This window comes from Psychrobacter immobilis, from assembly GCF_904846065.1.
GTDB lineage: Bacteria > Pseudomonadota > Gammaproteobacteria > Pseudomonadales > Moraxellaceae > Psychrobacter > Psychrobacter immobilis_H.
The window spans coordinates 1,979,742-1,992,444 of the sequence record NZ_CAJGZV010000001.1 but is presented as its reverse complement, the minus strand read 5'-3'; the positions used below and the strand labels follow the sequence as shown (position 1 = coordinate 1,992,444).

Genomic DNA, 12,703 nt, shown 5'->3' with positions numbered 1-12,703 from the left:
GTAAACTTATTATTATCTACTGGACTAAAATGAAGACTATAGAAGTTGTTGCCGCCATTGTTGTTAATGATGGGAAAATACTGTGCGCTCAACGTGGCAAAAATAAACTGGGTTATCTTTCTGAGAAATTTGAGTTCCCAGGAGGTAAGTTGGAAAGTGATGAAACGCTAGAACAAGCATTAGCTCGTGAGATAAGGGAAGAGCTTAATATGTCGATTAGCGTTGACCGTTTATTACTAACAGTTGAACATGTGTATCCAGACTTCAAAATTATTATGCACAGCTTCATTTGTTATACGCAAAGCCGTGCTTTGTTATTGAATGAACACTTACAAGTACTTTGGTTAGGGGTGAACGAGCTTGATTCGCTGGATTGGGCTGCTGCTGATCTTCCAATTGTAGACCAGCTAAAGGCTACTATGTAATGAGCAATAAAATTCAAGAGCTACAAAATGCGCTGATCTCTGGCTTTATAGATCATACGAGAGCTTCGAAGCATACTTTTAAACCAGAATTACTAGTGAATGATAGTCAAGGCAGAAAGGTTTTAACTTCAATTAATTCGTATTTGCAATTTTGCGATAAGTTCTGGTTCTCTGTTGCATTTGTCACCACCAGTGGTATCGCTTGTCTAAAGCAAGAGTTGATGGAACTCGAAAGAAAAGAGATTCCTGGACGTATACTTGTTTCGCAATACCTCAATTTCACCCAACCAGAAGCATTGCGTGAGCTACTGAAGTTTAAAAATTTAGATGTGCGAATTGCAACATATTCTAATTTCCATGCCAAAGGATACCTATTTAGTTCATCTGACATCCATCATTTAATTATTGGCAGTAGCAACCTAACAGCGAATGCTTTGACATCAAATAAAGAATGGAATTTGAAGGTAAGCTCTAGTAACTCTGGTTCTCTTTCTCAACAAGCTATACGTGAATTCACGCAAGAGTTTGACTCTGCATTGCCTGTAACATCCGACTTTATTGAGCGTTACGAACTACTATACCAACAAGCCAAAACGCTCTCTCAACAAATAAAACAAGAGCACAGTCAGGAGTCTGAAAACTCTATTGAACCGAATAAGATGCAGCAAGAAGCATTGGAAAATCTGGCTACTTTACGTGCAGAGGGTAAAAATAAAGCGTTACTGATTTCTGCTACTGGGACCGGGAAGACATACCTTTCTACCTTTGATGCACTGAATGTCAATCCTAAACGCTTATTGTTTATTGTTCATCGTGCCAATATAGCTAAAAAAGCTTTACAGACCTATCAAACCATTTTTAAAAATGACAAAACATTTGGTCTATATAGTGGTCAATCAATGGAATCTGAGAGTGATTATATATTCTCAACCATACAAACTCTCTCCAGAGAAAATCATTTGGCAAAGTTTTCTCCTGATGCATTTGATTATATTGTCATTGATGAAACTCATCGTGCTAGCGCATCATCGTATCGAAAAATATTAGATCACTTTACTCCTAAGTTTCTTTTAGGTATGACGGCAACCCCAGAGCGGACCGATGATAGCGATGTATTTAAGATTTTTGATCACAATATTGCCTATGAAATTCGCTTACAGAAAGCGCTAGAAATGGATATCTTAGCGCCGTTTCATTATTACGGTGTGACAGATTTGAGTGTTGATGGCGAATCTATAGACGACACCTCAATGCTCAATCTGCTTATCAGAGAAGATCGTGTTAAGCACATCCTTCACTATATCGATCGCTATGGTTGTGACAATGGTGATGTTCGCGGCCTTGTGTTCTGCTCTAATATCCAAGAGTGTAAGGCCTTGGCTGAGATCTTTAATAGGCACGGCTTACCATCCATTGCATTAACGGGGGAAAACTCAGAAGAACAACGTGACAGTGCAATAGAACGTTTAGAATCCTGTAATCCAGTAGATAAGCTTGATTATATTTTTTCTGTTGGTATTTTTAATGAAGGAATCGATATTCCCTGTATTAATCAGATTGTGATGCTGCGGCCAACAGAGTCGGCAATCATTTTCGTTCAGCAGCTAGGTCGAGGTCTAAGAAAGGCACAAGATAAAGACTATCTTACCGTCATCGACTTTATTGGTAACTATAAAAACAATTTCATGGTACCTATCGCTTTATACGGTGATGAATCCTATAACAAGGATACACTGCGTCGCTTATTAGCTAGAGAAAGTTGTTTCATTCCAGGCTCGTCCACAGTAAGTTTTGACAGAGTTGCAAAAGAGCGTATCTATCAAGCGATTGATACTGCAAACCTACAAACCAAAAAAGATCTATTGAAAGACTATAACTTACTTAAATATAAGTTAGGTTACGCACCTATGATGATGGACTTTATTCGTCATGGTTCCCGCGATCCTTTCTCGTATGTGGAGTATGCCAAATCCTTTTATCATTTTGCCAAGCAGCAAGAAAAAGATGCCTTACCGGCTCTAAATGATAACGAACTAAAACTAATTAGCACCTTCTCAAAAGATATTAATAACAGCAAGCGTATTGAAGAAAGTTTGGTGTTACGTGCTCTTCTTGCAGACGAAGTGATTACGGTTGATGCTTTGGCATTGATTATAAAAGAGCGATATGGTTATAAGATGAACTCTGAAGTTGTAGCGTCAGTGCTTAACAACCTCAACTTAGGTTTTGTGACCGAAAAACATGAAAAAGAATTAAAGCCTGTAGGTGAAATTTATGGTTTTAATGTTGTTCAATTAAAAGAGGGTAGGTTCTGTTGGCATCCTGACTTTTTAGTTTATTTAGGCAACGCCACTTTTGAGCTGTTTTTAATAGATAATACAGATTATGCTATTCATCAATACAGTAAGCAGTTCAAACTGTCTGACTTTCTCGATGGCTTTCAGTTATATCGCAAGTATTCACGTAAAGATGTTTTTAGGATTTTAAACAAGTCAGTTAACCCTCTCGCTCAGAACGTTGGTGGGTATATGGTTAGCCAAGATAAAACCAATTGCCCTATCTTTGTGAACTATCATAAATCTGAGGACATCGCTGACACTATAAAATATGAAGATGACTTCATTAATGAGTCTGTATTTAGTTGGATGTTTAAATCGAGACGAACGTTAAACAGTCCAGAAGTACAGTTATTCAAGGCGAATCATAGTGGATTTCGTATTCCTTTATTTATTAAGAAGCACAACGATGAAGGAAATGACTTTTATTATATGGGGGATATGTCACCAATAGATGAAAGCTTTGAGCAAACTACTATTTCTGGCGTTTCTGTAGTGAAAGTCGAGTTTGATATGCATACAGAAGTTCGAAGCGATATCTATAAGTACTTAGTTGATGAGTAGAAAAGTAAGCTTTATCGAGCCTTTCCTAAAAACTGTGTAACTGCTTTCGATTTTTGGTTCAAGAGTCAGTAGAAATAGGTAAAGAAGACCTGCTGATCGATAATAGCGTTTCCTGCGATCTTTTTTTCGCTTAGACTGTTTCCTCTACAATTTATTTAGTGCTCTCATACGGAGAATTTCCTTGTCTAGCCTTTCTTTTATCCTTGCTCTAATAGCTTTGGTCTGCTTAGCACTCCTTATTCGCAATGTAATTTACCCGATGATCATAGATTCTTACTTTAAAGGGGAACAATTCCTTGCTGTAAAAGCTAGAGTGGAACAACACATAGCTGAATGTAACGATCTTAATGAACATATTGAGCACTTGAAGCTATCTTACAATTATGCGGAAGCCACTGACTATGGAGGCGGTCAGTTATCTGATAACAGCCGTTACAATATGAAAAGGCGTCAATGGGCAACTGAGATGAATAACAAATCGACGTATCAGTGTTCAGCCTCTATTGTTAAGAATGCCCATAACCAACCGTATAAGTATTTATGTAAGTATTTCAATATAAGCCCTAACGAGGACACATTAGAGCAGTTCGAAGACGTTTTAAACGATTTTTCTGCCGTAGAGCAGGGAAAATATCTCTTAGCAAATGAGAGGGATGCTATTATTTCCAGTATAGGTACTTCTATCTCACCGTACATATTAAAAAATTATCGTGATAGAGTTACTAAAGAATTGGGTTTTAAGAAGATTGGTTTATCTGACTTATATTTTCCTGTTTATACCTTTCAGTATGTTTCAGCTGGGGGGAATAGTGCATCAAATTTTGACTTGGAGTTTAATTTAGAAGAGTTGGAGAGATTTATTGGCTATCTAGCCGATTTAGTTAAATTTAAGAGTAGCGTTGCAGGTCAAAGGGCGCTTATGACCTCAAAATTAAGAGAACAGATAAAAGTTAGAGACGGTTATACATGTCAAATCTGTAGTCTTTCCACAGCAGACGAAGCAAACCTCTTATTGGAAATTGATCATATTATTCCTCTTTCGAAAGGTGGGATAACTTCAGAAGATAATTTACAGACATTATGCTGGAAATGTAATCGAACAAAAGGTTCGAAAGTATATAATGCCGAGGTTGTACCCAGTTTAGCATCAACCAGTCCAGCAAAATCAGATACAACTTGGCCACCTAGAGCTAATACATCAACCAGTCCAGCAAAATCAGATACGACTTGGCCACCTAGAGCTAATGCATCAACCAGCCCAAAAAAAATAGATATGACTCGTCCACCTAGAGCTAATTCATCAACCAGTCCAGCAAAATCAGATACGACTTGGCCACCTAAAGCTAATGCATCAACCAGCCCAAAAAAAATAGATATGACTCGTCCATCTAGAGCTGATGCATCAACTATTCCAGCAAAATCAGATGTGACTTGGCCACCTAAAGCTAATGCATCAACCAGCCTAAAAAAAATAGATATGACTCGTCCATCTAGAGCTAGTGCATCAACTACCGTTCTGCAAAGTTCAATTTCTGAGGATGGTATAAATAGAAATGTAGTGACTAAACAGGTAGCTAATCTGACTAGACCACAAGCTAATGCTCTAAGATCTGCAAAAGACTATCTTGAATATTCAGGTTATTCACGTAAAGGTCTGATTGAACAGCTTCATGAGTGTGATAATTACGTTGTTTCTGATGCAACAGTCGCAGTAGATAGTCTAAACGTTGACTGGAAAGAGCAAGCTGTGAAGTCAGCAAAAGACTATCTTGAATATTCAGGTTATTCACGTAAAGGTCTGATTGAACAGCTTCATGAGTGTGATAATTACGTTGTTTCTGATGCAACAGTCGCAGTAGATAGTTTAAACGTTGATTGGAAAGAGCAAGCTGTGAAGTCAGCAAAAGATTATCTTGAGTACTCAGGTTATTCACGTAAAGGTCTGATTGAACAGCTTCATGAATGTGATGATTACACTGTAAGCGAAGCAACATACGGAGCAGAACAGGCAGGTGCTTGCTCATAGCAAATATCCCTATGTAATTATGGAGCGATAGTGGCTAATTTAGTCAGCCAGGATAGGCGAAAAATACCGCCTAATCTTGGCTAATACTCGATCTAAAAAAGACGTTAATTCTATGGATTTTGCACGACATAAAGTGTCATTGTTCGCATAATTTATCTTACGTTGAAGCAAAAGTTTGGTAGCAGCTCATAAATGAGAAAGGACACAACATAATTGTTGTGTCCTTTTTTCTGCCTATATATTTTAAATAAAGCCACTATTGTTGTGATAGGTTCAATCGCTTTTACTTGTTATTCAATATTTATCGATGTACGTTAAACTAAATAAATTTATATTTAAGCCTAGAAAATAAATTAGTAGGTTGTTCGCTATACTAGCCTCTATGATAAACATATAGGTTTGCCGTCATGACTGCTTCTCCTAATAATTGCTCTTCACAAAATACTCCCTCTATTGCACAAGCTTGTGCAATTACGTTTCAAGGTAATGCCAGTAATAACCTGCAGCAAGATGCTTTTTTCTTTTTAGATAATTGGTATCAAGAAGACTTAGGTGTGATGGCAGTGACACCAGTTGTAGCCCCATTTTGCTTAGCAGTATCTGATGGCGTGGCAAGCTCTAATCAATCACAGCACTGCTCAAAGGCAGTGGTAAAAGCAATTAGACGGTTATGGAGTAATCAGAAGAGTATCTGCTCAGATAATATTCATCAACTGATTAATCAAACCAAGCATTCATCTAAGCGTCATGGTGCAGCGGCCACCCTTGCGATGGTTGCCTGTGAGTTAAATGGTGATGGAAAAATAAAGGCAACGATAACGCATGTGGGTGACAGTCGTGTTTATCGGTTGCCTACAGGCGCGTCGCAATGGCAGTGCCTAACTCGCGACCATAATCTATTGAACGAACTTATTGACCAGCAGGCACAAGAGCAAGGTCGCCAAGCGGAGTTTGCAGACTATAACCGAGAGGGCATGGCGGGTAGTTTATATAGCATTACAGAGTGCTTTGCATTGACGGCTGATGACAGTTACTTAAGGGGTGAAGCACCAGAAGGTAGCTCTTGCAAGATTGATATTAATAGCGGCGATTGTATCGTGGTTTGTACGGATGGCATTCATGACTTAGTGCCGAGTCATGAATGGCAACTTGTCAGTGCGGCGACTGATTTACAAGATTGGCTAATTGCTCTCAAAAACAAAGTCTATGACTCAGAAGGTAATGCTTATGACAATGGCACAGCCATTTTGCTTCGTTTTGATTGAACATTTATGTTAATGATGAGTTGATTATTCCATCAGTCTAATAGAGAAGCTACTATGCCTACACATCCAATCGCCAGCTATACAAAGTCAGCACGTCTATTTGCTTTATATCAATGCCTGCCTCGTAGTGAAGCGGATGCTATATCACTGACAGAGTTGATGATCGCATATGGGGATAATCCTGATAATTATACGAATGAGCGTAAAAACTTAGAGAACGATTTGACTGGATTAAACCAAATCTTTAACGATATTTTCTATAGTGAGGCTTTGGTTAGAGTACCAGCGTGGGGGCAAAACATAAGCGGTAAGACGGCACGGTTTTATATTAAACCCAGCTTTAGCATCGATATTCTTAACGAGCAAACAGTGTTCTTTTGGGAGATGCTTGATAAATATACCGCAAACTATTTACCAGTGTCTTTTAAACAAGGGATCACAGACAAGCTCACTCAACTACGTCGGCAAGATAAAGACAGTTTCCATCAAAGTGCACTAGGACAATGGCAAGATCATCTCATCACTTTACCTAGTATCGTACAAGCCCCTACACTTAATAGTGACGTGCTTGGCAGTATTCATCAGGCGTTGCTACAAAATCGCCCCTTACAAATACGCTATCAAAATAAATGGGAAGGAAAACCAAGCCAAAGAGTGGTTTATCCTAAAGGGCTGATCTTTATTGACAATATAATCTATCTCACAGGTTTTAATCCTACTGATGATCATATCGATGATAAAGTGCTATTAAAAGCGCATCGCAACTTTGCCGTCAACCGCATTACCAAAGCCAAAGTAATAAATGAGTCCGTACCTGACTGGGTAGGGCGAGAGGCTTTTACATTAGAGCATTTGCATCAACTGGGCAAGCTAGAGCCAACTGATGATGTTCAAATTAAATTGGTGTTAAAAGTGCAAAAATATGCCTGTCAGCATTTATACGAGCGTCCATTGTCGACAGATCAGCAGATTACTGTCATTGACGATACTTGGAATCAGGTAAGGGCCACTGTTGCCAATACTAAGCGTCTGCAAGATTGGCTGGTCAGTATGTCTCAGCTGGCCGTGGTCGTAGAACCAAGTGAGCTTAAAGCGGTAATTTTTGAACGTTTAAAGAGTGGGTTAGAGCTTTATGAAAATCAGACTTAGTTATGAATCAATATAAGATGGTTTACTATAGAGACTGGGATATCTGATATCACTTAAGAAATACATGCAAATCAAAGGTTTAAATTTCTGAGGTAATACATAGGAGTAGCACTGTGAATGAGACTTTATTTAAAGATTTTATCCAAGCTCAAAATACTATTTATCCATCGGTTATTAGAGAATTAACCGAAGGGCAGAAGCGTACGCATTGGATGTGGTTTATCTTTCCGCAGGTTAAAGGGTTGGGGCATAGTGCCATGTCTCGGCGCTTCGGAATAGAGAGTCTAGAGCAAGCAAAAGCGTATTTGCAGCATGAGGTGCTTGGAGTACGATTAATAGAGTGCGCTGAATTACTATTATTGCACCCTGATAAAAGCGCTTTAGATATCTTTGGTTCACCAGATAATCTAAAGCTACAATCTTCACTAACGTTATTTGCCTTTGCAGCTGGTAGTGATTGTGTTTTTGAGCAGCTTTTGTCTCAGTTCTATGCAGGCAGTTACGATACAAATACTATCAAAATGCTAAAGCAATTGAGTGGCCAATAATAGCGCCAAGCATAATCGAACGATATTTAACTAGTGCCAAAATTTGTTACTTTTAACCACATCAAAAAACATTAATTATCAGTGAGTATAACTATGAAGTATCAGATTGATGACTCGCATGTAGATGATATATCTAGTGCGGTTCTATATCGACGAACCATGGGTCATTACTCTAAGTCTACTATTAGTTGTTTTATCATCAGTGATAACTGGAATGAGCAGGCGCTACTAGAGCTAAAAAATAAGTCGGAGGCTTGGTTTTTAGTAGGCTTGCAAACAGATAATAGTGAATTTGAGCATTTAAATATCATAGAGAGCATTATTAGATGTCAGCCTGATGAAGTAGGTGATGTCATTAAGCTCCTTAATGTAAATTCCGCAAGCACCATTATCGGTATAGATGTTGTAGATATCAAAAGTTTGTTTGAGTGTGGCAATTTATTCCAGTTCGTTCAAGCAAGTGCCACAGGTGACTCTGAATCAGATTTAGTAAAAGTAACAACACATAAGCTTGTGAATCAGCTTGCAAAAGCACGCAATATTAAAGGGTTGTTTATTGGAATGGAGAGCGTTCAAAGCTTACCAATGGAAGCTTTTGCTTACGTAGCAGATGCTGTCGAAGGATTGTTATCTAACATTGATGAATCTATATATTACCGCTCAAGTATGACTGATGAGCCTAACTCTTTTCATTTAAAAGCAATGTATGCTGAGGAGTAGGTAGAAGTTTAAAACAGGTGGATTGAATTTATTATATTTTAATATTTTTCAAAAAATGATAAGAATTCTAGTTATATATAATAGCTAACAACAACTAAAATCAGATAGGTATAAGTTCATGGCGGAAGAAAGTAGCATTAATGAAGCTTACAGTGTTTTAAGGATTTCAAGTTTTCTATCTACAAAAGAGGATTCAAATAAAAAACTATCTATACCTATCTATCAGCGACCTTACCGTTGGACAGAAAATAACGTTATCGATTTGCTAACAGACTTGTACTACCAGTGCAAAAGGCTAGATCATAACTTAGGTGATGTTTATAACCCGGATAATGCGTACCGTTTGGGTACTGTAGTTTTACATCAAAACACAGTTAAAGGTAAGACGCAGGTCGATTTAGTTGATGGTCAGCAGCGTACTTTGACATTGCTATTGATTATTAATGCCGCAGCCGATTCCAAAGTGCTTAAGAAGCAATTAGAGGGTTTCAATCCTATAGACATTCAACTCCCTGACTGTAGTGAAACTCAAAAAAACTTAAGTGTCAATTATGAGCTGGTTAAGCGTCATGTTAATAGCCCTGAATTTACCCCTGAAGTTTTGGATTTCTTACTTAATCATTGTGAAGTGGTGCAGGTGACCCTCCGCGATTTATCAGAGGCCTTCCAGTTTTTCGATTCACAAAATTCACGTGGTCTTGAATTGAGTCCTCATGATTTGCTAAAAGCATTTCACTTACGCGAGTTTGCTACGTCAGAGGATAGTATAAAAGAGTCTATTGTGAATAAGTGGGAGCAAAAAGATACAAAGGATCTGAAACTGTTGTTCTCAAATTATCTATATCCTATTCGTCAGTGGAGTCTTGGCAAGCCTAATCTTTACTTTTCAAAATCTGATATCCATGTATTTAAAGGAGTTAATTTGAATAGTGATTACTATCCACACTCATACCCCTTTCAACAAGGGCTAAAAGTCATCCATAACACAGTTGATAATTATAACCAGCACGCGCATCGAAATTTTGATCAGCAAATAATGGAATATCCGTTTCAGATTACCCAAACAGTAATTAATGGACGACGTTTTTTTGATTGGGTTACCTACTACCAAACGCTTTTGAGTCCGCTACTAAATAAGCCTATGAAAGAAAAAGATGATAATTGGCTAAAAGCTGTTTTATACCAGCAAGAAAAATTACAAGAACCAAAGCAAAGCAAAGTGTCTAAACCCACTGCGTTAACTATTATGCAGACTATCGATAATAAAAAAGAAGGTTATGAATATAGCCATTGGTGGCGTCAGGGTGACAGATACGTTCGCCGTATGTTTAATGCCCTTGTTCTCTGTTATTACGACCGTTTTGGTGCGTATGATTTAGCACGAGCAGTTGAGTACATATTTATTTGGGCTTATTCATTGCGCTTAAAAAATGCAAGTGTCTACTTGGAAAGTGTAGAAAAATACATTAGACGTGATAATTTATTTATGCGTTTGCAGCAATCACTGACCCCTGTTGATTTTTTAAATAAGCCACTGCCTCAGCTCAATAAGGAGAATGTAAAGATAAGAGATTTAGATACAGTAGCAGGTATCAAAACTATTTTTGAGGATCTTGGCTATATATCAGAGCAAGCAATGGAGACAATAAATGACCAATAGCAATCGAAATAGCTTTAACCTTAGACAACTACTTAGTGAAGAGCAATACAAGATACCAGTGTATCAACGCAACTACGACTGGGGTGAGTCTCAAATACAGCAACTTATAGACGATATTCAGGATTACGCAGAAAAGGATGATAAATCGATTTCTTATTATGTTGGTAGCTTAGTAGTACACCAAAAAACCGACTACTTTGAAATTCTTGATGGTCAGCAGCGCTTTACCACATTAAGCTTATTAGCTTGTTATTTAAAATATCGTATACCAGATGGTTTTGGATGGTATAAGAAGGTAAATCTTGGCTTTGAGAGCCGAAGCAAATCAGAATTTACAATCAATAAACTGTTTGACGTTTTTTGTTCAAGTGAAACATCTAAATACGATTCGCCGGGCAAGCTGTCTGAATTAGTAAACATAGTCAGCACCAATAAGACTAATGCTTCAATATTAGAGGGTTTTAAAGTCGTAGATCGAGTAATCACTAGCAATTTTGCTGAAAAAGGAGCTGATTCGCTAAATGAATTTGCTAATTACTTACTAGAAAAAGTAAAAATCTTACGCATCTGCGTACCTCAAAATACTGATGTTACACACTATTTCGAGGTGATGAATAATAGAGGGGAGCAGCTAGAGAAGCATGAAGTAGTCAAAGCAAACTTGCTTTCTGCTGTCCAAGAAGATATGCAAGCTACTGTCGTTATTCAGAAAGTATGGCTTGCCTGTGCAGACATGAGCCGTTATGTACAATTGGGATTTTCGGTAGATGAGCGCAAAGCTATATTCAGTGAACATTCTACAGGTTTTTTATTGGAAAGATTCGAGGATTTAACTAATAAGGTTATTATACAAAGCGACAGTTCAGGTTCAAAGAATAGATTGCTTTCTTTTGAGGGTGCACTCGAAGCTGGTAAGGAATTAAGAAAAGAAGGTGATAGAGGAGGTACAAGCGGTAATGATGATAGGGACGAAGGAAAAGCGGAGCGATTTACTAGCGTTATCGATTTTCCTAACTTTCTTATGCACGTATTGCGTATTTATATAAAGTCACAGTCTGATGAAGTCCTTCCTGCTTTAGATGATAAAGATTTAATTGATGCCTTCAAAAACTTTATAGATAAAGACATTGAGAAGGTAAAGGGTTTTATTTTTTCACTGCTAAAGCTACGTTATCTTTTTGATCAATATATTGTTAAGCGTGAGCGCGCAAGTGACAAAGAGGATTGGTCATTAAAACGGTATAAATTCGATAAAAATGGCTCAAGCTATGTGAATAGTTTTAGTATAGATGAAGGCGATAAATCTGGCGAAAATTTGTCTTGTATGATGTTACTTTCAGCCTTTCATGTGTCTTATCCGACTAACTCTCGTAAAAACTGGTTGTCTGCAGTGCTGTATTGGTTAAACGATAAAGAGAAATCAACTCCAATTAGGGCAGAAGAGTATCTAAAGTTTTTAGAAAGTCTTGCTCGAGCTTTTATGGTGAATCGTTATCTCACAACAACGCCTAAAGAGTTTAGAGATTTTATGTATATTGTAGACAGGAGCGTAAAATTTACAGTGTCTAATGAGGTTCTTAGTGAAAGCTTAAGGTATGGCCGGGTTAGAGTATTTGCGTTTAATTACCTAGATTATCTATTGTGGAAAGATACTGAGTTACTTCAAGAAATAAAATCTAAATTTAGGTTTAGTTTCAAAAGTTCTGTTGAGCACTTCTCACCTCAGACATCTAGAGTTAATGAGATATTACCTGAAACTGAATTACATGGGTTCGGAAACTTATGTTTAATGAGTATTAGTGAGAACTCGTCTCTGAGTAACGATATTCCTCAACAAAAAGCTAAGATATTAGAAAGTCAGCGCAATAAAATGGCTCCTTTAAGCTTGAAATTAGAGTTGATGATTGCAACCTTAGAAGATAAACCATGGAACTATGAAGCCATAAAAGTACATAAAAATAAAGTATTTGATATTTTAAAAGAGGATGTAGAGCTAGCGCTATGAGTTCT

At 37.6% G+C, this 12,703-nt stretch carries 9 protein-coding genes; all 9 read left to right on the top strand.

Translation table 11 applies throughout. The features are described 5' to 3' along the window. Positions 1–29: 29 nt before the first annotated feature. The 9 genes from JMW64_RS08205 (at position 30) to JMW64_RS08165 (ending at position 12,698) form a co-directional block, all read left to right on the top strand. A complete protein-coding gene (locus tag JMW64_RS08205) occupies positions 30–425 on the top strand; it encodes a (deoxy)nucleoside triphosphate pyrophosphohydrolase (RefSeq protein ID WP_201554076.1) in 396 nt (131 codons plus the stop codon). Further along, on the top strand, positions 425–3,325 hold the full coding sequence (locus tag JMW64_RS08200; RefSeq protein WP_201554074.1) for a DUF3427 domain-containing protein: 2,901 nt from the start codon (positions 425–427) through the stop codon (positions 3,323–3,325). The genes JMW64_RS08205 and JMW64_RS08200 overlap by 1 nt, the downstream gene beginning before the upstream one ends. Before the next feature lie 181 nt (positions 3,326–3,506). Continuing rightward, on the top strand, positions 3,507–5,351 hold the full coding sequence (locus JMW64_RS08195) for an Ltp family lipoprotein (protein ID WP_201554072.1): 1,845 nt from the start codon (positions 3,507–3,509) through the stop codon (positions 5,349–5,351). A 407-nt stretch (positions 5,352–5,758) separates the two neighbouring features. Further along, complete coding sequence (locus tag JMW64_RS08190; RefSeq protein ID WP_201554070.1) at positions 5,759–6,616, top strand: PP2C family protein-serine/threonine phosphatase; 858 nt, start codon at positions 5,759–5,761, stop codon at positions 6,614–6,616. A gap of 54 nt (positions 6,617–6,670) precedes the next feature. Then, on the top strand, positions 6,671–7,765 hold the full coding sequence (locus JMW64_RS08185) for a helix-turn-helix transcriptional regulator (protein WP_201554069.1): 1,095 nt from the start codon (positions 6,671–6,673) through the stop codon (positions 7,763–7,765). A 113-nt stretch (positions 7,766–7,878) separates the two neighbouring features. Continuing rightward, a complete protein-coding gene (locus JMW64_RS08180; RefSeq protein WP_227694138.1) occupies positions 7,879–8,313 on the top strand; it encodes a DUF1810 domain-containing protein in 435 nt (144 codons plus the stop codon). 93 nt (positions 8,314–8,406) lie between these two features. Continuing rightward, complete coding sequence (locus JMW64_RS08175; RefSeq protein WP_201554068.1) at positions 8,407–9,033, top strand: hypothetical protein; 627 nt, start codon at positions 8,407–8,409, stop codon at positions 9,031–9,033. Positions 9,034–9,151: 118 nt separating this feature from the next. Next, entirely contained in the window at positions 9,152–10,693 is a 1,542-nt protein-coding gene (locus JMW64_RS08170; RefSeq protein ID WP_201554067.1) for a DUF262 domain-containing protein, read from the top strand. Next, the gene (locus JMW64_RS08165; protein WP_201554066.1) at positions 10,683–12,698 is read left to right on the top strand and encodes a GmrSD restriction endonuclease domain-containing protein; all 2,016 of its coding nucleotides are present in this window, start codon (positions 10,683–10,685) and stop codon (positions 12,696–12,698) included. Before JMW64_RS08170 ends, JMW64_RS08165 begins: the two co-directional genes overlap by 11 nt. The last annotated feature ends 5 nt before the right edge of the window (positions 12,699–12,703 follow it).

Coding starts and splice junctions, on each gene's coding strand:
- JMW64_RS08205 (WP_201554076.1), top strand. CDS start 30: ATGAAGACTATAGAAGTTGTTGCCGCCATTGTTGTTAATGATGGGAAA.
- JMW64_RS08200 (WP_201554074.1), top strand. CDS start 425: ATGAGCAATAAAATTCAAGAGCTACAAAATGCGCTGATCTCTGGCTTT.
- JMW64_RS08190 (WP_201554070.1), top strand. CDS start 5,759: ATGACTGCTTCTCCTAATAATTGCTCTTCACAAAATACTCCCTCTATT.
- JMW64_RS08185 (WP_201554069.1), top strand. CDS start 6,671: ATGCCTACACATCCAATCGCCAGCTATACAAAGTCAGCACGTCTATTT.
- JMW64_RS08175 (WP_201554068.1), top strand. CDS start 8,407: ATGAAGTATCAGATTGATGACTCGCATGTAGATGATATATCTAGTGCG.
- JMW64_RS08170 (WP_201554067.1), top strand. CDS start 9,152: ATGGCGGAAGAAAGTAGCATTAATGAAGCTTACAGTGTTTTAAGGATT.
- JMW64_RS08165 (WP_201554066.1), top strand. CDS start 10,683: ATGACCAATAGCAATCGAAATAGCTTTAACCTTAGACAACTACTTAGT.